Source organism: Microbulbifer variabilis, from assembly GCF_052467165.1.
Genome location: NZ_CP174301.1, coordinates 1,128,372 through 1,153,150, shown reverse-complemented (window position 1 = coordinate 1,153,150; position 24,779 = coordinate 1,128,372). Strand labels below are relative to the sequence as shown.

The 24,779-nt window shown below is 43.5% G+C and carries 23 protein-coding genes; 4 read left to right on the top strand and 19 right to left on the bottom strand.

The window, feature by feature from the left end; translation table 11 throughout:
• Positions 1-373 precede the first annotated feature (373 nt).
• The 16 genes from ACJJIP_RS05030 to ACJJIP_RS04955 all read right to left on the bottom strand — a co-directional run bounded on the left by ACJJIP_RS05030 (position 374) and on the right by ACJJIP_RS04955 (position 19,478).
• Entirely contained in the window at positions 374-2,377 is a 2,004-nt protein-coding gene (locus tag ACJJIP_RS05030) for a polysaccharide biosynthesis protein (RefSeq protein WP_353376144.1), read from the bottom strand.
• A 34-nt stretch (positions 2,378-2,411) separates the two neighbouring features.
• Positions 2,412-2,993, bottom strand: a complete 582-nt coding sequence (locus ACJJIP_RS05025; RefSeq protein WP_353376143.1) for an acetyltransferase — start codon at positions 2,991-2,993, stop codon at positions 2,412-2,414.
• Positions 2,994-3,104: 111 nt separating this feature from the next.
• The gene (locus tag ACJJIP_RS05020; protein ID WP_353376142.1) at positions 3,105-4,130 is read right to left on the bottom strand and encodes an MraY family glycosyltransferase; all 1,026 of its coding nucleotides are present in this window, start codon (positions 4,128-4,130) and stop codon (positions 3,105-3,107) included.
• Entirely contained in the window at positions 4,127-5,107 is a 981-nt protein-coding gene (locus ACJJIP_RS05015; protein ID WP_444946345.1) for a UDP-glucose 4-epimerase family protein, read from the bottom strand. Before ACJJIP_RS05015 ends, ACJJIP_RS05020 begins: the two co-directional genes overlap by 4 nt.
• Positions 5,104-6,234 carry a glycosyltransferase family 4 protein gene (locus ACJJIP_RS05010; RefSeq protein ID WP_353376140.1) on the bottom strand — a complete coding sequence of 377 codons (1,131 nt, stop codon included), beginning with the start codon at positions 6,232-6,234 and terminating at the stop codon, positions 5,104-5,106. The genes ACJJIP_RS05015 and ACJJIP_RS05010 overlap by 4 nt, the downstream gene beginning before the upstream one ends.
• An 82-nt stretch (positions 6,235-6,316) precedes the next feature.
• On the bottom strand, positions 6,317-7,444 hold the full coding sequence (gene wecB / locus ACJJIP_RS05005) for a non-hydrolyzing UDP-N-acetylglucosamine 2-epimerase (protein WP_353376139.1): 1,128 nt from the start codon (positions 7,442-7,444) through the stop codon (positions 6,317-6,319).
• A complete protein-coding gene (locus ACJJIP_RS05000; protein ID WP_353376138.1) occupies positions 7,437-8,447 on the bottom strand; it encodes a polysaccharide biosynthesis protein in 1,011 nt (336 codons plus the stop codon). Before ACJJIP_RS05000 ends, wecB begins: the two co-directional genes overlap by 8 nt.
• Positions 8,448-8,567: 120 nt before the next feature.
• Positions 8,568-9,440: a dTDP-4-dehydrorhamnose reductase family protein gene (locus ACJJIP_RS04995; protein ID WP_444946344.1), complete on the bottom strand. Its 873-nt coding sequence runs from the start codon at positions 9,438-9,440 to the stop codon at positions 8,568-8,570.
• A gap of 181 nt (positions 9,441-9,621) precedes the next feature.
• Positions 9,622-11,127 carry a murein biosynthesis integral membrane protein MurJ gene (murJ, locus tag ACJJIP_RS04990; RefSeq protein ID WP_353376136.1) on the bottom strand — a complete coding sequence of 502 codons (1,506 nt, stop codon included), beginning with the start codon at positions 11,125-11,127 and terminating at the stop codon, positions 9,622-9,624.
• Position 11,128: 1 nt separating this feature from the next.
• The gene (locus tag ACJJIP_RS04985; protein ID WP_444946343.1) at positions 11,129-12,466 is read right to left on the bottom strand and encodes a hypothetical protein; all 1,338 of its coding nucleotides are present in this window, start codon (positions 12,464-12,466) and stop codon (positions 11,129-11,131) included.
• Complete coding sequence (locus tag ACJJIP_RS04980) at positions 12,463-12,999, bottom strand: acyltransferase (RefSeq protein ID WP_353376134.1); 537 nt, start codon at positions 12,997-12,999, stop codon at positions 12,463-12,465. Before ACJJIP_RS04980 ends, ACJJIP_RS04985 begins: the two co-directional genes overlap by 4 nt.
• Positions 13,000-14,193 (bottom strand): glycosyltransferase family protein, encoded by a 1,194-nt coding sequence (locus tag ACJJIP_RS04975; RefSeq protein WP_353376133.1) that lies wholly within the window; start codon positions 14,191-14,193, stop codon positions 13,000-13,002.
• 101 nt (positions 14,194-14,294) lie between these two features.
• Positions 14,295-15,317 (bottom strand): NAD-dependent epimerase/dehydratase family protein, encoded by a 1,023-nt coding sequence (locus ACJJIP_RS04970; protein ID WP_444946342.1) that lies wholly within the window; start codon positions 15,315-15,317, stop codon positions 14,295-14,297.
• 111 nt (positions 15,318-15,428) lie between these two features.
• Positions 15,429-16,706, bottom strand: a complete 1,278-nt coding sequence (gene tviB / locus ACJJIP_RS04965) for a Vi polysaccharide biosynthesis UDP-N-acetylglucosamine C-6 dehydrogenase TviB (RefSeq protein ID WP_353376131.1) — start codon at positions 16,704-16,706, stop codon at positions 15,429-15,431.
• Positions 16,707-16,768: 62 nt separating this feature from the next.
• A complete protein-coding gene (locus ACJJIP_RS04960) occupies positions 16,769-17,866 on the bottom strand; it encodes an LPS O-antigen chain length determinant protein WzzB (RefSeq protein WP_353376130.1) in 1,098 nt (365 codons plus the stop codon).
• 1,177 nt (positions 17,867-19,043) lie between these two features.
• Positions 19,044-19,478: a GNAT family N-acetyltransferase gene (locus tag ACJJIP_RS04955; protein ID WP_353376129.1), complete on the bottom strand. Its 435-nt coding sequence runs from the start codon at positions 19,476-19,478 to the stop codon at positions 19,044-19,046.
• A gap of 28 nt (positions 19,479-19,506) precedes the next feature.
• Here ACJJIP_RS04955 and ACJJIP_RS04950 point away from each other — a divergent pair, with 28 nt between their 5' ends.
• A complete protein-coding gene (locus ACJJIP_RS04950) occupies positions 19,507-20,106 on the top strand; it encodes a tRNA-uridine aminocarboxypropyltransferase (protein WP_353376128.1) in 600 nt (199 codons plus the stop codon).
• A 91-nt stretch (positions 20,107-20,197) separates the two neighbouring features.
• On the opposite strand, the gene ACJJIP_RS04945 is transcribed toward ACJJIP_RS04950, so the two are convergent.
• Positions 20,198-20,380, bottom strand: a complete 183-nt coding sequence (locus tag ACJJIP_RS04945) for a hypothetical protein (protein ID WP_444946341.1) — start codon at positions 20,378-20,380, stop codon at positions 20,198-20,200.
• A gap of 251 nt (positions 20,381-20,631) precedes the next feature.
• On the opposite strand from ACJJIP_RS04945, the gene ACJJIP_RS04940 reads away from it, so the two are divergent.
• Both ACJJIP_RS04940 and ACJJIP_RS04935 read left to right on the top strand, forming a co-directional pair.
• The gene (locus tag ACJJIP_RS04940; protein ID WP_353376127.1) at positions 20,632-20,799 is read left to right on the top strand and encodes a hypothetical protein; all 168 of its coding nucleotides are present in this window, start codon (positions 20,632-20,634) and stop codon (positions 20,797-20,799) included.
• Positions 20,800-20,837: 38 nt separating this feature from the next.
• Positions 20,838-21,245 carry an SbtR family transcriptional regulator gene (locus ACJJIP_RS04935; protein WP_020411347.1) on the top strand — a complete coding sequence of 136 codons (408 nt, stop codon included), beginning with the start codon at positions 20,838-20,840 and terminating at the stop codon, positions 21,243-21,245.
• Positions 21,246-21,335: 90 nt separating this feature from the next.
• On the opposite strand, the gene ACJJIP_RS04930 is transcribed toward ACJJIP_RS04935, so the two are convergent.
• Positions 21,336-22,106: a sulfite exporter TauE/SafE family protein gene (locus ACJJIP_RS04930; RefSeq protein WP_020411348.1), complete on the bottom strand. Its 771-nt coding sequence runs from the start codon at positions 22,104-22,106 to the stop codon at positions 21,336-21,338.
• Between the two features lie 3 nt (positions 22,107-22,109).
• Positions 22,110-22,898 carry a TauD/TfdA family dioxygenase gene (locus ACJJIP_RS04925; RefSeq protein ID WP_444946340.1) on the bottom strand — a complete coding sequence of 263 codons (789 nt, stop codon included), beginning with the start codon at positions 22,896-22,898 and terminating at the stop codon, positions 22,110-22,112.
• Positions 22,899-23,199: 301 nt separating this feature from the next.
• Here ACJJIP_RS04925 and ACJJIP_RS04920 point away from each other — a divergent pair, with 301 nt between their 5' ends.
• Complete coding sequence (locus ACJJIP_RS04920; RefSeq protein WP_444946339.1) at positions 23,200-24,387, top strand: glutathione S-transferase; 1,188 nt, start codon at positions 23,200-23,202, stop codon at positions 24,385-24,387.
• Positions 24,388-24,779 lie beyond the last annotated feature (392 nt).

The window sequence follows — 24,779 nt, the reverse complement described above, 5'->3', positions numbered from 1 at the left end:
CAGCATTGATCAACGCTGACTTCAGGGAAAACGAAATACAAAATGCCAGAGAGCCTTCCCCAAAGCGAGACCATCAAGACCACCTCCATATTTGTGATGATCATGAGATCAGAGTTGTTCACTTATTGGATGATGGCTGGTTTTACTCCAGCCACTCAAAACCAAGTCTATTGAAATCCAATTGACTCTTGTTCACAAATAAGAGAAGGGAAACGAAATTCAGGTCGGTAGTATCATTTAGCCATGGCGGAATTTATTAACGAACTGTTTTGAACAGCCAACGGTGAAAATTTTTCCGCCATTCTTGCATCTAGCTTCGCACTAAACCTGGGCTAAGTTGCGACGAAGGTGGTACATGAACTGTTCGGCGCGATTAAGCCAACTCAGGTTCCGCACATCGCTTCTGATGAACCCAATCTACAATTTCGCCCTCCGGGATATAACCACAAACAGTTTCCCTCAGTAGCTGGCGTACCCGCTCATAATCATCACGCTCTACCGCACTAAGTAGCTGGGCCAACACCGTCTTGAATGATTCCCAGGACAAGTGATCCTCTGTAGCGCACATAATCATTGGGTGATCGGTCGGGCTGACGTTGTCACCAATCAATAGCTCTTCATAGAGTTTTTCACCCGGACGCAAGCCGGTAAACTCGATAGCGACATCGCCGTGCGGGTCCTTCTCTGACCGCACAGTGCAACCACTGAGGTGGATCATCTTTTCTGCTAACTCAGCAATTTTCACTGGGCTGCCCATATCCAGTACAAACACATCCCCACCCTGCCCCATCGCACCAGCTTGAATAACCAACTGGGCAGCCTCGGGAATCGTCATAAAGTAGCGGGTAATATTGGGGTGCGTTACCGTTACCGGGCCACCACGCTTGATCTGATCACGAAAACGCGGAATCACCGACCCCGATGAACCCAGCACATTGCCGAATCGAACCATGGTGAAACGGGTTTTGTTGACTTGGTTTACAGTTTCGCCATCATTGAACAACGTAGGAGCTGGCTCTTGGCTCAGTGCCTGTAGCACCATTTCTGCAAGGCGTTTAGTGCTACCCATCACATTGGTTGGGCGCACCGCTTTGTCAGTAGAAATCAATACAAAGTGTTCAACTCCCGCTTTTACCGCCGCCTGAGCGGTATGCAGAGAGCCAAACACGTTGTTCATCACACCCTCGGCAATATTATGTTCAACCATCGGGACGTGCTTATACGCCGCTGCATGATACACGGTGACCACATCCCAGGACCGCATCAGATCCAATAGACGCCCTGGGTTACGGATAGACCCAAGGACCGGTACCAATCGCACAGGCAACGATTCACGTCGGATCCGCTGCTCCAACTCTGTATGGATGCTGTAAAGGTTAAACTCACTGTGCTCAAACAACAGCAGTGTAGTTGGACCTGTAGCTACAATCTGACGACACAACTCCGAACCAATCGAGCCTCCAGCGCCAGTCACCATCACTACATGACCACGAATACACCTTTCAAAAAGAGCCTGCTGTGGCGGCACCGCATCGCGGCCAAGTAAATCAGCAACATCTACTTCCTGAATATCTTCGACTTTAACCCGACCACTAGCCAAATCCATGAAGCCCGGTACGCTACGCACATGTAAAGGGAAGCTTTCGAGTAACTCAAGTATCTCGCGTCGGCGTGCACGAGAGGCAGACGGAATTGCAAGAAGTATTTCCTCAGCTCCAGTTTGCTCAATCATTCTTTGAATGTTCTTAGGTTTGAAAACCCGCAGACCCGCTATAACACGATTGGCAATACCACGATCATCATCAATGAAAGCTACCGGCATCATGACTCGATCTATACGCAATGCAGCCACAAGTTGGTTGCCTGCCGCCCCAGCACCGTAGATGGCCACCTTTGGTAAATGATCGACTCGGTTGATAAAGGGCACTTGCTGGCTAGCCACATACCAATCGCCCATAAAGTACTGCCGCATAACCAGCCTGAGGCCGCCGATCATCAACAAGCTCAGCCAACAGTATATAAACACAACCGAGCGAGGCACCCTTAGCGGTGGCTCGCGGTTCAAATAAACAACTAAAGCAAGCACCAAAGCCGACAGCATTACCGCTTTGAAGATGCTAATCAACGCATCCTTGCCAAAATAGCGCATCACCGCACGATACATGCCAAACCTAACGAAAATAGGTATCGCGATTAGCGGTGCACTAACAAATAACCAAGCGTATTCGGCAAAGGGGTTAACAGGCTTATCCAATCCCAAACGAATTGCAAAGGCCAGCCAAAGGGCTAGCCACACTAGCAGAACATCAGTTATCACTTGTAAGATGCGTTTATTACGGCGGGGCAGCCCCAGTAGCCAGTTGCGCAGCTCATCCATTATTCCTTGGACCCCATAATTCTAATAGTAATCATTACGCTGTCAGCGCCGTTCCCGGTGCCAATACCTCCCCCTCGGCTATAACCACGCGATACCCAGCACTACACCCCGCTTGCAACCAAGCTTTCGCACCCACTTGCACCCCACCAGCTAAATGTACACCAACTCCTAAATGGGCAAACTCCCCCAAGCAAGCATCATGATCCACTGTCGCTTGAGCATTGACGATTGCACCGCAGCCAATCCGTGCGTCTACTCCAACCATGGCTAACGCCATCACCGCACTCCCCGCCCCCAATTGTGCACTAACGCTGACAGACGCAGCGGGATGGACTATCGTAGCCAATGGAAAGCCCGCTTGCTGCAAAGTTGCCAACCACTGCTCTCGTAACGCATTGTTACCAACTGCAGCAATGGCAGCATCCACTGTTCCAGCAACCTCAGCCAAAGTGAAGCTGTTCGCTATTACAGGGCAGCCGAAAGATTCTTCCAATTCCGGCCAACGGTCATCAGCAAAACAAACCCGCTGCCATTTTCCTGACAACATTGCGGCCTCAGCCACGGCTTTACCATGACCACCTGCTCCCAGAATTAACAGTGTCTTTCTCAAACTCATATTTCAATTACTTAATCATACAAGGTGTGATTATTTTGTAGTAATTCGGTTGCAGAACTACTTATTAGTATTTATAACCGCCAGTAAATTAGATACAGTAAAGTGCATCCTCTACTCCCGCTCCCCTGCCTTGAACTTCACCACCAGTACCAACAGCGGAAAATAAGCAATGAGCAAACCTAAGGCACCATCCAGTTCTCCTAACCCAACCCACAATGCGATCGGCAGTAACCAAAGCAAATTAATCACTAGCACCGACAGAGTCACCGGTAAGTGCTTTCCAAACCGACGTGAAGCAAACTGATAGGCATGGCTTCGATGTGCCTCATACACTTTCTCTCCACGCGATAAGCGACGCATTAAAGTCCAGGTTGCATCCAGTATGAAAACCCCAAGCAAAATTAACCAGCTCCACAATAATTGTGGCGCCACCCAGGCAGCCTGCAAGGACAACACTCCCAAAGTAATACCTAGAAAGCCACTGCCAGCGTCCCCCATAAAGATACGTGCAGGTGGGAAATTCCAAAATAAAAAACCTGCCACCGAAACTGCTAATAGCACCGGAATGACCCAGTCGGAAGTTTGTAGAGAGCCCGAAAAGCCAAGCCCAAAATACAATAGCGCCCCGCCTAGGCATACACAAATGGCCTCAATACTGGCAATACCATCAATACCATCCATAAAGTTATAGAGATTCAGCATCCACACTAAATAGATCGCTGCCAGAGCATGGCCAAGCCAACCCAGGTTCAAGGTAATACCAAATAAGCTCAGTGGGGGCAGCCCACCCAACCACTGCAATGCCCAAATAGCAGCAGCAAAATGCCCCAGTAGTCGCCAACGTGCGGGAATATGGCCATGATCATCTAGAAAACCAATCACGGCCACACCTATACCTGCTCCCAACAGCGCCCACATCATAGTCCACGGTACTATGTCAACTAAGGTTAAAAGCGGTAAGGTTCCCAGAAAGGCGAACACAAAGGCGACTCCACCACCACGAGGCGTTGGTGAAATATGTGAACTACGCGCGTTCGGGATATCAACCAAACTGCGAGCTAAGGCATAACGGCGCAAGGCCCCGGTCATAAATAGTGAAACGCCAGCCACTGCCACCAGTAACCACCAGATACTCATTTGAATTGCTGCTCCAAAAAATGCTTGGCCGTATTTCGCAATGCTTGATCAACACCAACCGGCGGGTTCCAGCTCAATAAATCACGAGTTTTATCTATATCAACCTGTAACGAACCACACAGTCTCTGAGAGAGAGCCCGCTTACGTAAAATTGCCGCTCCAGCCTCCAAAATTATGCTCGGTATAGGCAATAAGTATGATGGCTTACCCAAGGCGATACTCAATCTACGTAACAATTCAGTAGTCGATAGGTCCTCACCATCACTAACCAAGAAAGTCTGATTAGCAGCAGCAGGATGATCGACACAGGTCACAAGTAGATCAATTAAATTATCTAAGGCAACCAAACTACGCCGATTATAGATAGCTCCAAAAGGCAAAGGAACGCCCTTATGTAGCCAACGCATCATTGTAAGGAAATTGGCTTTCACACCCGGCCCATAGACCATTGGTGGTCGGATGATCACAACCTCCATTCCAGTTTCATCCATCAATGCGCGTAATCCCTGCTCCGCTTCCATCTTGGAAATACCATAGAAATCCACTGGCTGCGGATTATCATCAGCACAATAAGCTCCGCCCTCCAATGTACCTTCACCATTTACCTTAATTGAGCTGATAAATATAAAGCGGCGCACACCAGCCTTAGCCGCCTGACGAGCAAGGTTCAATGTGCCATCCACATTAACTCTACGAAACTCATTAAGTGGGTCTGATGAACTATCGTGCATAACATGCACGCGAGCCGCAGTATGAAGTATCTGATCAACCCCTTGTAAAGCACTAAGCCAGTTTCCACCGGCATCAATGTCTCCCATTGGCACCGGCTCTACACTGGGAAAATTACATGTATTGCTTCGGCGGACTCCCGCTAGCAAGGTAAAACGGCCATCATCAACTAGGCGTTTTAAAAGCGCATTTCCAACAAACCCAGTCGCACCGGTTACTAGTAATTTCTGCTTAACTCGATCTTTCAAATACTTAACTCCAACTTCTTATATACTTCCATATGTGCGCTGACAATGTGTTCAAGGGCGAACTCGCGCTCAGCTAAGTCTCTTCCTGCAAGTCCCATGTCGCGTCGCAGTTTGGCATCCCCAATAAGAGCCTGTATAGCATCAGCCAGTGCAACCGGATCGCGCACAGGCACTAGCACCCCTGAAATACCCGGTTCGATAGCATGCCGGCATCCTGGAACATCTGTGGTTACTATCGCACGACCGCATGCTGCTGCTTCTAGCAATACTTTAGGTAGCCCCTCCCTATAAGAAGGTAAAACTACAATATGAGAAGAGGCGAATAACTCTGCTATATCCGCTCGGAATCCTAAAAGCTCAACAATATCCTCATCCCGCCACTTATTCAGGGTCTCATGTGAAATGCTGGTTGGATTACCTGGATCCGTATCGCCAATCAAATAAAATCTCGCTTTAACATCTCGCTGCTTGAGAAGGCGTACCGCATCCATGAACTCACCAACTCCCTTGTCCACTAGTAAACGAGCCGCAAGTGATACTGTCAACGGGCCATCTGATTCAGGCATAACTGGGTAGTGGGCAAGGTTTACTCCCGCTCCTCGGATCATCTCGACTTTATCGCAATCAAGTCCAGCAAAATCAAGAAGCATATCTCGGTCATCCGGGTTCTGGAATATCACCCGTAGATTCTTCTTTCCAAAAGACAGACGGTAAAGCCATTTTACGCTCATACGAACCAATGAAGCTTTTATTCCGCGTGCGATAAAAATAGAACCAAGACCAGAGACTGCAGCCACCACCCCATGCACGCCAGCAAGACGTGCTACAATACCTCCATAAATAACTGGTTTGATAGTGACCAGATGGACAAGATCTGGCCTCCAATGGCGGTACAATTTATAAATAGAAAATATAAGTTTAAAGTCTGATAGTGGATTTTTTCCGCTACGCGTTAATGGCAGCTCAAAATGAGCAAAACCATATTTAACAATTTCATCAACAGCTGGCCCCGGCATACTCGCGATACTTACTTCGTAACCATAACGCTTAGCATTAAGCGCGATAGGTAGCCGATGAGAGATAAAAAAAGCTGCATCATTGACTACAAAAAGCAAACGCTTCTTCATATAAACCCTACCACCCGAACCTTAAGACTTGATAATGCGATCCATTATTGAAACAGGTAAACATCTTTTAAAATCAAATGTGTTACCCATTCCTCCATACAGTGCGGTTGATATAATCAACATAACTCAAAACGACTCGTACTACCTGAATTGAGACCGGCCCACCCTTATAATCAGCAACAGTGGGTATCGTCTGCTGAGAATGGTTATGCTGGCTGGTAACAACTTTTACAGCCTCTAGCACTTGATCTCGCTTGAGCCCACTCATAACTAATGTGCCTACATCCATACCCTCAGGCCGCTCATGCTCATTACGAATCGTGATAGCTGGCAAGTTAAGAAGAGATGCCTCTTCCGTAATTGTTCCACTGTCAGATAAAACGCAACATGAAGACATTTGCAACTTTATGTAATCCAGAAAACCGAACGGTTTCATAAATTGAATTAACGGGTGATCCAACTGAACACCTAGATCTTCTAAACGTTTTCGAGTACGAGGATGGGTCGAGATAATAACCGGATATTGGTAGCAGTCTGCTAATGCATTTAGGGTTTCGAGAAGATCCTTAAGGTTCTCAGGACTATCTACATTTTCTTCACGATGAGCACTAACAATAAAAAATTTACCTTTTATTAACGACATTCTCGCCAAAACATCAGACTCTTGAATTTTTGGCAGATAATAATCAAGCACCTCCGCCATATGAGAGCCAGTTTTAATTATAGTTTCAGGGCGAATACCTTCCGCAATAAGATAACGGCGCGCATGTTCAGTTAGCACCATATTAATATCGCTCAAATGATCTAGAACTTTGCGATTTAACTCTTCAGGAACTCGTTGATCAAAGCAACGGTTACCAGCCTCCATGTGGAATACCGGTATCTTTCGCCGCTTAGCGGCTATAACAGCTAAACAAGTATTGGTATCACCATAAAGTAGCACAGCATCAGGCTTTTCAAGCTCAAAAACAGCGTCAGACTTACTGATAATATCAGCTATAGTCTGTGCAACAGTCGCACCACCAGCACCTAGAAAATGATCCGGCTTTCGAATTTCCAGCTCATCAAAGAATACTTGGTTGAGTTCATAATCGTAGTTCTGCCCAGAATGAACAAGTACATGATCTACTTGCTTATCTAGTTCAGCAATAACTCGGCTCATCTTAATCAGCTCTGGGCGAGTTCCAACGAGCGTCATTACCTTAAGCATTAAGAGCTTCTCCAATATAATCTAAACTCAACAGTACATCTTTAACCTGTTCAACGCTAAGACGATCTGTATTATGTGACGTATAATCATCTAGTCCGGTAATATCTCTCTCACCCTCGACAAAATATTTCTTGTAGTTTAAGTCCCGGTTATCAGCAGGGATTCGGTAATAGCGTCCCATATCTACAGATTTTGCCATTTCCTCTCGGGAAATTAGAGATTCGTATAGCTTTTCACCATGTCGGGTACCGATGACTTTTATTTTGTTTTCACAAGCAAATAGTTCTTTAAGAGCTTGCGCCAGAACCTCTACCGTGGAAGCTGGAGCTTTTTGCACGAAAAGATCACCCTGTTCAGCATGCTCGAACGCATGCAAGACAAGATCTACCGAATCTTCCAACGACATCAAAAATCTAGTCATATTAGGATCAGTTATTGTCAATGGAGCTCCGCTCTTGATCTGGTTAACGAACAAAGGAATCACTGACCCACGGGATGCCATAACATTTCCATAACGAGTAGCACAAATAACTGGACCTGATACAGGAATCATCCTCGATTTGGCAACCATTAGCTTTTCTGCCATAGCTTTGGAAATACCCATAGCATTAATTGGGTAGACCGCCTTATCGGTACTAAGTACTACGACCCGTTGAACACCGGTAGCGATTGCTGCATTCAGCACATTTTCTGTCCCCATAACATTAGTGCGCACTGCTTCCATTGGGTAGAATTCGCAGGAAGGCACTTGCTTTAAAGCTGCCGCATGAAAGACATAATCAACGCCAATCATAGCTTGGGCAACACTGTCATAGTTCCGAACATCGCCAATGTAAAACTTGACCTTGTCATTAGACAGATTAATTCTCAGGTCTTCCTGTTTCTTTTCATCGCGACTAAAAATACGTATTTCACGAACTCCAGTATTCAGAAAGCGCCTGAGCACCGTATTACCAAATGAACCCGTACCTCCCGTTATCAATAAAACCTTATCATCAAACATATATTGAAACCCACATAACCATTCAATTCAAAAGCAAGCTGCCTGAGCACTTACTTCACTTCAATAAAATCTACCTTCGAGGTCAGAAAAAATTTACAATCGAAAGATTTCTCCTGACTGTCAAGTAACCAAATTAGCACTGCTTTTATACATTCTCTCAACTAATTCTGGCCAAGTAGGTGGAATATAACCTGTAGCCTGGTGAAAAAGTTCAGAATTTAAAGATCGATCAATCACTAAGCGCTCGTCGGGCACTATATCAATAGACTTCTGATACTTCTTTGCAATCAAACACAGTAACTCATACTTACTGATAGGCGCTGAAGCAACATGAAAAAGACCACTAAGTTCCGGCCGAGTGATCACATAATCCTTAATAACCAAAGCTAACTCAATAGTCGGCAAACCAGAAAAAACTGCCTTGGAATACCCTCTCACTTGGTCTGTTTGAGAGAGAAACCAATTAACAAGCGCCATATTTGACCCCAGCTCATGTCCGATAATAGAAGTTCGGAGAGTAATCGCATGCGGCGAATCACGGAGCTCACCTATGAATTTGGACTTTCCATATAAATCTTCCGCGTCCGATACATCTTCTTCCTTATATCTCCCCTTACGGCCAGAAAAAACACAATCGGTACTGACATGAATCACTCGAATATCGGAAAGCCCACAGAGCCGCTCTAGGCGATGCGGGAATATCGAATTTACTGGTAGTGTCGAAAGGGGATTATTAGCATCTGCAAGCTGCTTGATAAGCCCAACGCAGTTAATGACTACGTCTGGACGTACTGTATTTAGTGCCTGTACTAACGCATCATTATCCAGAACATCAACGCCAACCAATAGCCTCTTCCGCTGGTCCTCCGAAAAAAAATGCAAGGCAGAGGCGCTACGAAGTGTCCCCCACACCTCATGAGATAAATCTTTACAAAAAACTTTTATTACAGCATTCCCTAACATTCCCGAGGCACCAAGAACCAATACCCTCATTACTCCACCCCTAACTAGCCAAAAAAACTATTACTCTATCTATAATGATTAAATTCATTCTCTGACCTCTTTACTAAAACTACCTCTCTAGGCATTTAAACCAACATCAACCTAACATACCAAATTGCCAGAGAACCACCGAGCAGCGGTTAAGAATTAAAGATGCAAAGGATAACGTTTATCACGCAAAACGTCTTCGCAATATAAAACTAACATAATAATGAATCTTTTTATAAAACATTAAAACAGAAATCAAAAGAAAATAAACGAGAGTAAAGGGAATAGATAAAAACCACCAATACTCAAAAAACTGGCCATGGAGCCAGCTTAGAAATAGATAAGCTACAATGCCACAAAAACAACTTATTATCACATAGTGCAAGCAAGGTATAATTAACCCAGAATTGATCTTACGTTGCACCAATAAAATCATAACGAAGCTATTGAAAACAGTTGATATCACAACTGAAGAAACCAACCCCTCCAATCCAAAATTTTGAGAAAGCACATAACTAAACGATGCATTAATAAACAAAGCAAACAATGAAACAAAAACCGGTATCAATGTATCTCCATATGAGAAAAACACACGATTCATAATATCTCTAAGCAAACAAAAAGGAAGGGCGATTAATATGATAGAAAAGACTGAGGCAAGCTTAACAGTATCATCCCTTCCAAAATTACCACGCTGAAATAAGAGCTCTACAATTTCTTCTGCGTAGAAGCCCATATAAATAACAGCAGGGACTGAAAGAATGACAACTAATCGAACACATCGTGTGAGATAGCGAAACAATTCAGCCTGACCTTCCTTCGTCGAAACTGCTGCAATACGGGGAAAAATAGATGCAGTTAAAAAAACCAAAAATACTGAGAGAAATATCAGATTAAGTTTATTTGAGTAAGAAAGTAATGATATAGCCCCTACTCCAAGGTCCGACGCGAAGTATACCCCCACAAATGCATTTATTTGCTCTATATAGAAAGCAGTAACCGCCGGCAAAAACAGAAGCATAAATTTCTTATCAGAAAAGTAAGAAAACGCAGCACCACCTACAAATGAAAAGCTCTTACGTGAAATAAAGAAATTTATAAGTAACAACAACACCCAAGCCAGGGCACCAAGCAACAAAACCTTATCGAACTCGGCTGCACCATTAAAAAAATATAACCCTATACAAAAAAAAGTATTATTAAAAACAGGCACAATATAGGAAGGAATTACAACTTTGTTGACGGTCTGTAGAGAATTGAAAAATGAGACCAAACTTGAAAAAACAAAGGTCGCGGACATAATACACAAATAGCTTACGGAAAGAGCCCTAACACGGCTATCGACTGAAGCTGATACCATGTCCAACATCCCCCCCCCAAAACTAAATACGAAAACGCCAATACATGCGGAAAGTAGAAAGAAGAAAGATATAGCAGAGGAAAGTTCCTTGTTTACCTCTAAAATATCGCCCCTATTCAATAAACGCGAGTACATTGGCACTAAAAATATAGGTATTGCCGAGTAGACAGCCATATATAGTAAGGAAGCCAAAGAATTTGACAGGAAATACGCATCTGTAACGACAGAAACTCCATGATAAAACGTTATCAATACATCCTTAAAGAACCCGCTCAACTTGCCCAGTAGAATAAGCGAGAAAATTACAAGAAACTTCCAGTACCTATTCACTTCATTCCTCACGTTGACAGAGAGCTTTGCCAGGCAGAAAGTTATGAAAAGATAAATTTCGCGAAAAAAACCAACCTACGAATAAGACTAGCAACACCATTACACCAGCCAACCCATGCATAAGTTGATTATTGGCATAGCTAAATATCAATCCCATGGAAAAGTATATAAACAATGGGCCAGCAAAAGGGTTACTAGCTTTTATTGCCTGCAACCAAAGCCTCGCATATAAGAATGAAAAAATTGGAGTAAGAAATAGAACACCAATAAAAGTTATATCAGAGGCAAGCCATGCAAACAAAGAATGCCACTTATCAAACCCCCAGCCGTAAACTTCACCTACACGATATGGGTAAGTCTGCTCTAAGACAAAACCATCTGTAGAGAGACCTATCTCTACAATCCTACCGATAGAGTAGGAGTTCCCAACAAAATAAGACCACTCGAATGGCAAATTTAGGCTTAAATACAACCCATAAAGCCCGTTTGAAAAATAACCTAGAAAAATGCCTAGTGCTAGCGTATATTCAGAACCTATAAGGTTAAAAAACAAAGAGCTCTCATCCCATTCAATCAAGGGATGCGTTTTCAAGTGAATATTATCAAGTCCAATACCTGCAGCAAGGTAACGCTGCCGAAGAATCTCTAAGAAAAGGAAGAAAACACATAATCCGATCAAACCAAAAACACAAAAAGTTCGAAAATTCAACTTCCTGCCTTTGGCTGCAAAATTGATCAACATACAGAAAAAAGTAAATATTACTATATCACCCAAATATTTCTGCTTACCACTTCCAACCACATTAACCAAAATAAAAGTTATCAGTATGAAACAAAAAGCACTCTTGGCAAGCAAACCCATTGTTCGATAATAATAGATAGAAAACAATAAAGCCAAAGTGATTAAAGCTTGACCAAAAATATTCAAAATATAAAAAATATCAACTCGAGCTTGTCCACGCTCATACCCCTCGTAACCTTTTACATAATTTGCACCGATGTCCCCAAGGTTCAATTTACCACCTAAGGCGAGAAAGGAGTACCAATGCGCAATGGAAGTTATCACAGCGAAGAACAAAAGTGTGCTAATGAAGAAGGAGACTCTCTGAGCAGAGATAGAGCGTACATCTAGGTTAAATGAATCTATCCGATATTCCCCTCTAGCCCCCAATATAAAACCAAAAGCAAACAGAAGCACCAAAATTGTTATGAAAGGAATCAGAACAAAATAATCAAGATCTTTATATTCAATTGGTCCTAACGTCAAACTTAATATGACGAAGCAGGAATACCCAATGTATATATTAAGAGGGAGGTATCGATAACTAAAGATCTTCATTTTATCTTAAACAGATCCTTATATGCCGCAACTTTTTCGCGGCCAGTTAAATGTCCAATTTTCAGTGATTTCCTTTGAGCTCGAACCAAAAAATCTTCTGTCGTACCGATCTGCTTTGCTGGATTTCCGGCAACAATGGATCCATCAGGAACACTTTTAGTTACAACAGAATTGGCCCCCACAATACACTGACTGCCAATTGTTACATTCGGTAAAATCAACGCTCCCATACCTATAAACACATCATCGCCTACATGAATTTTCCCTGCCAGCTCAAGGTCAGGAATATCTTTCCGGAAAGGCAATGTTGAGCCATCATGACAAACGAATTTTGCACCAATACTGATATAAACATTATCCCCCAAAGTCACTAGGTAAGGCTCTGAACTGAACATTGAATAACTAGAGCCGTATATGGTTACAAAACCCTTTAGTTCAACCCCAATTTTTCTTGCATAGGACGTGGGAAACAACGCGGCATGTAGCATATTTAGCGGTGCTGTAAAAACTTTAAGCAATCTACGCACCTTCATTCAAACCTCCACCTCTGTAATGAACTCAGAGACCATATCCAGATAATTCCCATAATCAAAAGTTCGCGAAAAATAAGCTTGCTGCTTGATAGTGTTGACTTCGGACGCTGATAAAGACATCAATCTTTTTATTAAAGAGAGTTCATCACCGCGATCAGCAAGAAATAGGCCGTCACTATCGGAATATCGATCAAGGCAAATCATTTTGTTTGAAATTACTGGCGTGCCGCACGTTATTGACTCCGCTAGTTTTGAGGGAAATCCGGCCAATGTTACCCGTGTTTCATCACGAAAAAAAATACTAAAATCAGACTCAGCAATACGCTGCAAAACCAATCGATTAGATTGCCTTCCCTTAAAAACTGTACATTTTGCCATATCGAGCAACTTAGCAGAGTGCTCAGGAAACACTCGAAGATAATCCTCTAACTCAATCCCATAAATTTCGAAGTAAAAATCCTCCCCCTCACTATATAATTTATGGAAAATTTCAACACATACGTCGAGGCGTTCCTTAAGATTATTTCGCTCCTTGTTCACTCTGTCTACATCAAAGGGAGAGCCGACATATATAAACTTTTTGCGAAAAGAGCATCCGCGATGAGGTGGCGAAGGAAATCTGCTTACATCAAATAAGGTAGGGAGCTCAACGACTGTTTTCCCTTTGGATACGTAGAAATCAGTGAGATACTTACTCGTAGTAAATATGCCGTCGGCTAGGCGGTGAATAAAATTCATTCGCACCGATGTATCCAAGAATTTTATCACTTGACGTGTAAAATTTCCTGCGCCAGCATCATACCACTCCGTAGCATCGGCGATTATTTTTATACCAGTGCGCTTACAAATTAGTTTTATTTGACCTTGAGCCAGTGCAGGATAATTATAACAAATCACACCTACAAGACTGTTGGAGGGATATTTTTTTAGAAACTTAAGTATCGAACTCAAACCAAGGATATATCTCAACCATGCCACAACTCTCCTAGGGTAGGGAACACTCCAACATTCGAAGTCAAAAAAGTCTTTACGCAAAAGCTCTGTGCCGGCCACCCTAGAGCTATCAACGCCTATAAAAACAACCTCGTAACCAAGTTCACGCAGGATCTTGCCATTCGCAATAACACGGTGGGCAGCGGCATTTCTATCAGGTAACTCGAAGCCGCCAACGTAAATTATCGTTCCTTTACTCATTCTCTTAACCAAAAGTCTTCACATTGAAACGACCAGCGCCAAGAAGATATAAAAGGCTTTTTGCAAATCCAAAAATCACCCGTTATTCTAAGCACAATAAGTTATTTAAACAACTCAATGTACCATGGCATATCTCGCCAAATACCTTCCTGAATACTAAATTTTGGGCAATAACCAAGCTTAGTTATTGCCTTATCGATGTTTGCTTGGGAGTGGCGGACATCACCTTCACGAAACTGACGATAGATTACCTGCTTGTTATAGGCAATATTATGATCTGCAAGGGCTTCCTTAATATAAACGAATAGTTGATTCAAGCTTGTTTTAGCACCTACAGCTACGTTATAAACCTGATTTTTCGAATCAGCTTCAGCGGTAGCTGCGAGCAGGTTCGCCTGAACAGCATTTTCAACAAAACAGAAATCGCGACTAGTTTCACCATCACCATTAATGAATACATCGCCACCATTAATCATAGCGGCAGCCCATTTAGGAATCACGGCAGCATAGGCCCCTTCTGGATCTTGGCGTTTACCAAACACGTTGAAATAACGAAGGCCAACCGTTGCAAATCCATAAGCACGATCAAAAACTTCGGCATACAACTCATTGACATACTTGGTTATTGCATAAGGTGACAGCGGTTTGCCAATAATATCCTCAACCTTGGGCAATCCTGGGTGGTCACCATAAGTAGAGCTACTTGCCGCATAGGTAAAACTCTTTACCTTCGCATCGCGCGCGGCCACCAACATATTTAGAAAACCGTCAATATTTGTTCGATTAGTAGTAACAGGGTCTTTAAGTGAGCGAGGTACCGAGCCAAGTGCAGCTTGATGTAAAACATAGTCTACATCACTACATGCCTTATGGCAGTCCTCTTGATCGCGTATATCACCATTAATGAATCTAAAGCGCTCCCACTGTTCCTGGCTGACCGAAGCACGCACCTCATTCAGATTTCGCTGATGCCCTGTCGCAAAATTATCCAAACCAACTACATATTGATCGAGCCGAAGAAGAGCTTCTAATAAGTTAGAACCGATGAAGCCAGCTACTCCAGTAATCAACCATCTTTTTGGGGAGTCAGGCAGTGTTTGTAATATAGTTTCGTAACGCGTCATGGATTCATTCGAGAAAGTGAGTTAATAATTTAGTCACAGAGCTTCCACTCAAAAGTGGTAACTCATCATTATTTCCTAGGTGTCCCATACATAAAGTAATTGAACTTGGAATTACAGCCGTAAGTCCGAATCTTCGCAACTTAATAGGTACTTGAGATCGTAAAGAACATGTTCAGCCTTGCCGAGACGTCGGATTTTGCTAACACCTAAATCCCTAAACTCGCTATGTGCTACTGCGAGAATTATTCCATCATAAGCATCACTTGTAGGCTCCAGCACCGGTATAATTCCATACTCACTCTGTGCCTCTTCAACATTTATCCAAGGATCATAGACATCCACTTTAATATTGTAATCCGCCAGCTCACGAATAATGTCTACTATCTTAGTATTACGCAAATCTGGGCAGTTTTCTTTGAAGGTCAACCCCATTACCAATACACGGGCACCATCAACATGAATACGCTTTTTAAGCATTGCCTTGACAAGTTGAGACGCCACATAAGCCCCCATCCCGTCATTTAAGCGCCGTCCAGCAAGGATGATTTCTGGATGATACCCAATACTTTCAGCCTTATGGGTTAAATAATAAGGGTCCACCCCTATACAGTGGCCGCCTACCAAGCCTGGTCGAAACGGCAAAAAATTCCACTTAGTGCCCGCGGCCCTCAAAACAGCCTCAGTATCGATATTCATTCTATTAAAAATAAGCGCGAGTTCGTTTATTAGCGCAATATTAAGATCGCGCTGAGTATTCTCAATTACCTTTGCAGCCTCTGCAACCCTGATACTTTCTGCCTTATGTGTGCCTACGGTAATAATCTGCCGGTACAAAGAATCAATCAATTCAGCAATTTCTGATGTTGACCCTGAAGTGATTTTTGTAATTGTACTTAAGCGATGCTCCTTGTCCCCAGGATTGATCCGCTCTGGACTATACCCAGCAAAAAAGTCAATATTGAATTTTAGGCCAGATGCTGCTTCTAACACCGGAATACAATCTTCCTCCGTTGCACCCGGATAAACCGTCGACTCATAAATGACGATGTCGCCCTTCTTAAGTACTTTCCCAACTGAATGTGAGGCCTTGATAAGAGGAGTGAGATCAGGCGTATTATGCTCGTCAATTGGTGTTGGGACCGTAACAATGAAAACATTGCACTTTGCCAGATCGCTCAAATGAGTAGTGAAGCGCAACCCCTCTGCCGCCACAAGGTCGTCATCACTAACTTCCATAGTTGCATCATGACCCGCGGTTAGCGCATCAACTCGGGTCTGATTGACATCAAACCCAATCACCGTACGGCACTTTCCAAATTCCACTGCCAACGGCAAACCAACATAGCCAAGACCAATAACAGCTAGTCTCAGTTCATCCAATTTTTGCATAACGTAAGGGCCAAAAATCAAGAAAATTAGAAGTTAACAGGAGCCACCAAGCACGCCAACACTTATCGGGAGCCAGCCGAAACTAAACCATCAAGGCTAACGCTTTCTTGGGAATTATTTGGGTACCCATTTAACATCAGACGAACCAGGGCGATCAAAAAGCCAAGCATTCCACCAAGAAGCACTCCTAATACCAAGATCAACGCTTTTCTTGGTTTAACGGGGGCATCAGGTATTTCAATCGGGCCATCTAAACGAGAAACACTAACGTTCATGGAGGGGGCCAGAGCATTTTGGAGGGTGGTGTGCTGCTGCTCCAAATAGCGAAGCGAGGGGATAAATGGCTCATCCGCAGTACGGCCTTCCAAAACCTCAATCTCAGAACGCAATGCTCTAGTGCCACGCATATACATTAGGTCGCCATTCATAAAGGCCGATAACTGTTGGGAAATTTGTCCGCCGATAACCGGGGGAGCCTCCAACCCTACGGCCTCAGCTACAGTCAAAGCTTCTCTAAGCTTCGCTAAACGATCATTTTTGTGGATCTCTGCAAACTTCCTCAGAGTATTTAGTTCCCCCTGGATCTGCTTGCTTTTCACTTCGACTTCTCTCTGTGTGTTACGTAACACCTCGGCAGTAGATTGTCGAGTAACTTGATCCAAGTAGTACTGAGCCCAATCAGCAGCCTTAAGTGGGTCGGAGTGCTTAACGATGACGGTGTGGGCTATCTGACCTTTAGCTGGGAGCTGGACTTTCAGTAACTTACCAAATTTTTTGTATAGCTCATCCCGGGATCCAGAGCGTTGTTCGTTATCAAGGGATGGCAAGTACACATTTTTAAAAAACTGATTGCGGCTCCCCTCAGAACGCAGATTACGAGTAAATACAGAATAAACATCAGTCACTGAGAAGGGGGCAAGCCCAGTGTTTTCACTTCGCGCTATATTAAATCCAGTAATATCGCTGAGCACAGGCGGCAATACACCAATACGCGCCTCGTAAACTGGCTTACTAAGAAACGCATATAGGGCAGCCCCCAAGGTAACCACGAGTGTTACTATCGCTATCAACCACCTTTGACCCCACAATCCCTGAACCAACGCAGTTATATCAATTTCATCATTCCCTGGTGCACTACTTGAATGATTGGCGCTAGTCACTGTTAATTACCTTATTTTGATTGATTTTTACTTGCCGCAAGAATAACAATTTATATCTTAGGACCTTGGCGTACAAAACCGAGCATTCTGCCATTGCTTTTGGGCATTGCAACCCCCATACACAAAAGAAGCTGATCGATAGTAGTATTTTGCTATCAAAGAGAGCCAACCTTCCCTTTCGCTGTTCGGCAGATTCCCGAAAAAGCACTATAAAAGTAGATATTTCAGTAATTAGAAGAGCGGTTTTGAACGAGCAAGAACCTCTTCGAGCCAAAATATCGCAAGCTTACCCATCGGTGGTGCGAGCGCTTATAATTTTAGGTCGCTCAGAGCAGGCTAAAGCTAATTCGTACCCACCATAAACCAAACAAAAATTGAACGGCATTAAGTGGATTGAACCCGGAAAGCCTAACCTGAAGGAACATATGATCATCACATAAAAGGACCATTCTATACGATCCGGCCAACAACTTACAGGTAAAACACCTCCATAAAAATTAACCCTTCAAAGTAAAGAGTTATAAGATTTCTAAATCTTATACCTTCCACTCATGACACCTAAAGATAAAGTTGACTACAGAACACTCACTCCGCCACAGGCTGCCTTGACCTCTCATCGCTTTATCCGGCTTGGCGTGATTCAATAACAAGGAACAACTACTTTAAATAAAAAACAGAAAACACTCACAAATTCACTGTGAGACTGCCTTTAAGGCAGCTAACTCCCTTCCTGCCTATCGAAATCAAACAAGTATCCCCCTCTCATCAAACAGCTTCTGTGGTTAGCGGGGTGAGCACTCAAGCCCGCTTCATACCACTAAAAAGAATGAAATGCAGCCAACTTGATCAAAAATCAAACTAAACAGGTGCCTATGCAGTACCAAAATCCCAAAGAAATGATGGCTTTATCGAATAGAGACCCCCAATAGTCGGGCCTGAAACCACCAGGCAGCACCGAATATATCAAGTAACCCTGCTTTGCATGTCCATAAGATGGTTAACCCTGAGTGCTTAGCCCTACTCTCGCCTTAGATTCAAGAGTTAATATCTAATGAACTGCCTGCCATTGGGGAGTGAAGGCTTAGAAAGGTATAAATTTCATTGAAATACAAGGGTGCTCAGGCTAGCCAGTTCTAGCAACTACTCAACCCTAAAAGTGAAGGCACTATTAAGCTGCTCACCTATGCGTCATTACTAAAATTCCACGCCCCTGCTTTAGATAGCTGTGATATAGATCCTTGACAGGCTCCACTAACACCTCAGCGTCCACTCGATCAAAGCCAAAAGATAAGTAGAAGGGCTCTAAGTGGGTATAGGGAAATGCATAAGTAGCCTGATCGAAATGTTTCGCCATTAACTCCAACAATCTGCGCGCGACTCCCCTGCCCTGGTGCTCCCGCGCCACCGAAACCCCAGCAAGCAGCCTGAAGGTGTCGTACCCCCTTAAGTAGCCACAGGCTACAATCTCCCCCTTTTCATCCCGCACCACGGCACAGTCCTCATAACGCCTAGCTTTGCCTCGAAAGCCATGCATGCGATAAAATTTATTCGCCAGTGGTATCTCAATATCTGACAACCACTGAGCCCGATAGGAAGGCTGTGTTAACGTCATAATTCCGCCTGCATGATGTAGAAAAGAAATGCCCAGAAAAACCTGTGATACCTGCCTGCGCCCACAGAATGCGTGCTACTGTACCGCTCTGGTAAAGGTAGCTAATACCATAAAGGTGCTGATCATACAGCACCCTCTAGAGGGGAAGCACCCATTTAATACCGGGCGTATGGCGCATCTTTGCCTCAGTAACAGTGAGATGATCATTGCTGAGAAGCTCTCAGGCTCAGAACTGGATACACTTCTCGACACACCTTCAGCGCTCCTATACCCATCCCTAGGTTGGCTACCCGATAATATTGACTTGGATATCGATTCCTTTATAAGCGACAGTGACAACAACCAACAACCGGTAATTACACAGCTGATAGTTATTGATGCTACCTGGAAAAAGTCTAAGAAGATTCTCCACTTAAACCCTCAACTTCAAACCCTTCCCAGAGTCAATCTCAGCGGTGGTTTAAAGTCCAATTACACAATTCGAAAAACCTCAATATCAAATGGTTTATCAACAATTGAAAGTATTGTCCAGGCAATGCAACTGCTTGAACAAAAAACTGATTTTCAAAGATTACTAAAGCCATTTGAGAGGATGATCGCCTTACAGAAACTTAGCTACCTGAACTAACCCTACTCGCCCCAACCCAAGTATTATTTCTACTATATGTGTTATTCCCCCTTAAAGGTATCAGCCGACCTAATTCCTTTAGCTAATTCCCCTACGGCCACAAAATCCCTTCATTAACAATTTGACTTACAAAAGACTCATTAAAAACTGGCCCCCCATAACCAGCCAGTAAGAGCTGCTCGGAAATATTCGTTTTCAACCCATGCAGCCCTAAGAACGGGCAGGCAACATGGCCAAGCCATGACTTCTTGACGACATCTTCATAAAAAAACAATAGTTAACACCTTAAATCGAAAAATATGTCGCAATGTCCAGACTAATACGTCTTTGCCTAATAGAAGAAGGCATAAGATGACTCCATAGGGATTAGACAGCTCCTTATGTCAAATAGATTACCGTATTGAAGTCACATGAAGATTAACCAATCGGACGCTGCCAACGGTAACGCCTTTCTGGAGTTGTCAGAGGAAAGGCCCAAGCTATTAATTTTCATCAGAAAACGAATCCGCAACACACAGGAAACAGGTGAAAGACCAAAAGGCCCAAAATAAGCGCGCCTTGCGCGCAGACGCAGTGCGTAATGAGGATGCGTTACTGGAGGCAGCCAAAGAGGTATTTCAAATTTCAGGCGTGAATGCACCCGTCAGAGAGATTGCCGCTAAAGCCGGCGTGGGTATAGGTACCCTGGTATAGTTACCCTGTACCGCAGGTTCCCGCAGCGGTCAGACTTGGTGGCCAGCGTATTCCGTCGAGAAGTGGATGACTGCGCTGCGGAAGCCGCCACCCTTGCTGCTGAAAAGAGTCCGCTGCAAGCGCTAACCCTCTGGTTAAAGCGCTATGTTAATTTTCTCGCTGCTAAAAAAGGATTGGCCTCAGCCCTCCATTCCGGTGATCCTGCATTCGAAGCACTGCCAGCCTATTTCCGTGAAAATTTCGAACCGGCCTTGAGTACACTACTCGCTGCAGTCATGAAATCCGGAGAAATTCAGGAAGAGGTTGATCCCTTTGATCTATTACGCGCGATCGGCAACCTGTCTGTCACCAGCAGTGAAGACGATATTCAACACACATATCGTATATTGGACTTACTGATTAAGGGATTGCAGTTTACTGGAGGTACCACAGGGAAAGTAGGGTAATGCTTTTACATGTAAATTAATAATGGGGCTAGATGCAGCCCCACTTATCAATTAACTCATGGCGTTGTAGATATCCTCTTCTCCATGGTTTCATGTCACTCCTGCCTCAATAGATACCAAATTTACCACCCCTTGATAGACCAGCAAACACATAAAAAAAGATAAAGCATATCGAATCATCGAGCGATATCGATCGCTATCAATTCTAGTCTGTAACCTAAAACCTACCACCAACCCTAAATAGGCAGCAATAGTTATTATGGATAACGGAATAAATTCAAATTCGTTATAGGTTAGGTACAAAGAAAGAATCGCAAGCTGCATCAACTTACCGATAAAAAAGCAGATATTTGAGACAAAAATAATTTCCAGCTTGGATTTGGTCATTTCAAGCAGGTAGATCATAAGAAGTGGCGCGATAGCATTTGTAGCGCCGCCTATTAATCCTGCCAACAGGCCCATTAGAACTGCAAAAAACTGTGGTCTTTTCGATAACGCAGATAAGTATTTTCTCAAGACTCCAGAGAACAGGTAAATTAATATGGACCCTGCGAGTAACAGCTTTAGAATATCAGGGTTAACCCATGTTAACAGCCATGCTCCCGACAAACTTCCCAACGAAACAAGAAGGATAACCAAACTATATTTAGATAAGTCAATCTGAAAACTCCTACATTTATATAAGCTTGATACTATCACCAACAGTGAAGGTACCATCGTTAAAATAACAGCAGTTTTCAGATCATAGACCAGGGCCAGAATGGGGGTTGAGAGCATTGGAAAGCCAAAGCCCAATGCTCCATGGAATAAGCCTGCAATCAATATTAAAAGCAAACCAACTAAAATTATCTCTATCGCCACTCGCTAAGCAACCCTCAAAGTAGCAGGCATATTGAAGCGTATGCGCTTAAGGTGCCTCTTCTTATCCTTTATCTTGGTCCTAGCATGAAGATAACGCCGATTATCCAACAATAATATTTGATTATCACCCAAATGAAATCTAAACATATTGTGTGGCAGCGAAATCTTCAGCTCAAGTTCACATAATGCCTCCAGCTCATCCTTAGAACAAAGGCTTCGCTCGATAATATCATACCTATATCTAAACCCATGGCTTTCATCAATTAGGGTCGCCTCAATAAAGCTGGCTTTTTTATGGAATTCTTCTGGCACTCTTAATCTAAATCTCTTATTTGAAAGTACTTGAAAAGCTCTCTCGCTAAGGCTCTCAATAATCCTATCAGCACATACCAAAACACTTTCACCTCCTCCAAGAGTATCTGCTCTCACCACATGAAGGCCGAAGTACCCTGGCATTTCCTGCTCAAAGGCACCATCATTGTGCAGATTAAATTCCCGGTCGCTATGCGATATTGCAAGTGCCTCATCTCCTGTTTCTCCACCAATCCTAACGTCCCATACTGTGCGCCCCCTTCCATCATGTTCATGAATTAAGCCTATGGTACTGATTATATTCTTCATAATTTCGGCTGAATCATCTGGGAAGCCCAACCGTATTAGTACAATACCTTTTTTAAGTAGTGCTATTTTATAACTTTCATATTCATAGTCAGAGTTCGAGCCTAAATTAAAGCAGCAATAATCTGGAACCCTAAGTGGTATAGCATGAGATGATAAATGTAACGATGACATAGCTAGCTCCCTCTATGGTTTCACAATTTCCAACGTAAGGTATGTCTGCGATCACTGACAATCAATGAGGAGCAAGCTTTATGCCAGAAATGATCAGCGCATCACAAATTTTCGCATTTTAACAATTGATTATTCCCTGAGTCATCTATCAGCTCCAACAACGTAGCTGTACAATATACTCAAGAGCCCAAATACCGGATGTACCTGTAGCTAGCTCTAGATAAGTGATAGCGATACCCCCACTCCGTCTGTAGACAGTTTACTTTCAGCGCGTTTGATCCGAGAATCTTAGGAGCACTAGATGAGCGAAACCTATAAGTTATATGGTATGGCTGCCTCCCTTTATACCGCCAAGGCCCGTAGCTATCTGCGTAAGCAAGGGATTGATTTTAAAGAGTACGGTGTCAATAGTGATCACTATAGCCAGCAACTACTTCCTGTGCTGGGCCGCTTTATTATGCCCGCCATAGAAACGCCAAACGGCGAAGTAATTCAGGACAGCTCAGATATTATTGAGTACTTTGAACGGAAAAATAGTACTCACAACCCCGCCTACCCGACCAGCACTGTTTTACAGGTAATCTCGTACTTATTCGAACTATTTGGCGGAGAAGGCTTACTGCGGCCCGCGATGCATTATCGCTGGAATTTTGATACCCAGAACCTGCAGTATCTCAAGAACGAGTTTGTAGCGGGACTCGCTCCTCCCAATGCTGACGAGGAAACAGAAAATAGTTTGTTCGGCTTTGCCAGCAACCGTATGCGGAAAGCCTGCCAAGGCTTTGGAGTATCGGAACAGAGTGCAGCTTTGATTGAGGCATCCTACAAAGAGTTCCTTGATCTTTTCTCTCACCATCTAAAGAAATTTCCCTATCTATTGGGACATCAACCTACTTTAGGTGACTATGCACTAATGGGACCATTATATGCCCACTTGTATCGGGACCCAGTACCCGGAATGTTGATGCGGCAACACGCCCCTATAGTTGCCCGCTGGGTGGAGCGTATGAATACAACTGAGGATTGTTGGGTAGAACATATGGAGTCAAATTCTCCCCTTATTGACCCAGCATGTCTCCCACCGACCTTAAAGGCCTTAATGCGATATATTGCTATAGAGTACTTGCCGGAGTTAAAAGCGCATATCCAGTTTGCTAATAGTTGGTTGGATCAGCACACCACCTTAAAAGCTGGAACCAATGGTATGGATAACCCAACTGCTCGAACAATTGGGCAGGCTGAGTTTACTTGGAGAGGTATCCGCTTAAAAACACACGTACTGCCTTACCGTTTTTATCTGCTACAACGCTTGCAAGAATGTTACCAGCGCGCCAATCAAAAAGAACAAGATGCTATTAAGTCACTTTTTACTGAAGTAGGTATCGATTCTCTACTGACACTCACTACAAGCCGAAAGGTAGAGCGGCATCAGTTTCTTGAGGTATGGGGAGACTTACGCGCTATTAAAGAAACACCTGAAATTTCATAAGAAACTAATACGTTAATCAGGGATTGGGAGCAATCTAAATACGCCTTTGCTCCCATTGCACTTTAATAAACAATTACATCTCTTTAAGCCGATCGCCGATTAATTATTGCTGCCAAATAAATTTGCGTAGATACTACTGTAAATCTCGTGTTTCGTTCAGCTCCAAATAGCTTTAGTTCCATTTACTTTATCTAAAAAAGAAACTGATACTCTTCCAGTAGCAATTCGTTATCACATTTAGAGTACTCGCAGCTTTGTGAATTCTAGAGGCCCATTTATAGGCTGTTTGATTCTTCAAGCGTGCGCATATAGAAATATAGGCGCCAAAATTAACCCATTATATTTCATTAAGTTCCTTTAACATCAAAGCTGCGTAAAATCGATAGCCTTTT

Coding starts and splice junctions, on each gene's coding strand:
- ACJJIP_RS05030 (WP_353376144.1), bottom strand. CDS start 2,377: ATGGATGAGCTGCGCAACTGGCTACTGGGGCTGCCCCGCCGTAATAAA.
- ACJJIP_RS05025 (WP_353376143.1), bottom strand. CDS start 2,993: ATGAGTTTGAGAAAGACACTGTTAATTCTGGGAGCAGGTGGTCATGGT.
- ACJJIP_RS05020 (WP_353376142.1), bottom strand. CDS start 4,130: ATGAGTATCTGGTGGTTACTGGTGGCAGTGGCTGGCGTTTCACTATTT.
- ACJJIP_RS05010 (WP_353376140.1), bottom strand. CDS start 6,234: ATGAAGAAGCGTTTGCTTTTTGTAGTCAATGATGCAGCTTTTTTTATC.
- wecB (WP_353376139.1), bottom strand. CDS start 7,444: ATGCTTAAGGTAATGACGCTCGTTGGAACTCGCCCAGAGCTGATTAAG.
- ACJJIP_RS05000 (WP_353376138.1), bottom strand. CDS start 8,447: ATGTTTGATGATAAGGTTTTATTGATAACGGGAGGTACGGGTTCATTT.
- ACJJIP_RS04995 (WP_444946344.1), bottom strand. CDS start 9,440: ATGAGGGTATTGGTTCTTGGTGCCTCGGGAATGTTAGGGAATGCTGTA.
- ACJJIP_RS04985 (WP_444946343.1), bottom strand. CDS start 12,466: ATGAAGATCTTTAGTTATCGATACCTCCCTCTTAATATATACATTGGG.
- ACJJIP_RS04980 (WP_353376134.1), bottom strand. CDS start 12,999: ATGAAGGTGCGTAGATTGCTTAAAGTTTTTACAGCACCGCTAAATATG.
- ACJJIP_RS04975 (WP_353376133.1), bottom strand. CDS start 14,193: ATGAGTAAAGGAACGATAATTTACGTTGGCGGCTTCGAGTTACCTGAT.
- ACJJIP_RS04970 (WP_444946342.1), bottom strand. CDS start 15,317: ATGACGCGTTACGAAACTATATTACAAACACTGCCTGACTCCCCAAAA.
- tviB (WP_353376131.1), bottom strand. CDS start 16,706: ATGCAAAAATTGGATGAACTGAGACTAGCTGTTATTGGTCTTGGCTAT.
- ACJJIP_RS04955 (WP_353376129.1), bottom strand. CDS start 19,478: ATGACGTTAACACAGCCTTCCTATCGGGCTCAGTGGTTGTCAGATATT.
- ACJJIP_RS04950 (WP_353376128.1), top strand. CDS start 19,507: ATGCCCAGAAAAACCTGTGATACCTGCCTGCGCCCACAGAATGCGTGC.
- ACJJIP_RS04925 (WP_444946340.1), bottom strand. CDS start 22,898: ATGTCATCGTTACATTTATCATCTCATGCTATACCACTTAGGGTTCCA.
- ACJJIP_RS04920 (WP_444946339.1), top strand. CDS start 23,200: ATGAGCGAAACCTATAAGTTATATGGTATGGCTGCCTCCCTTTATACC.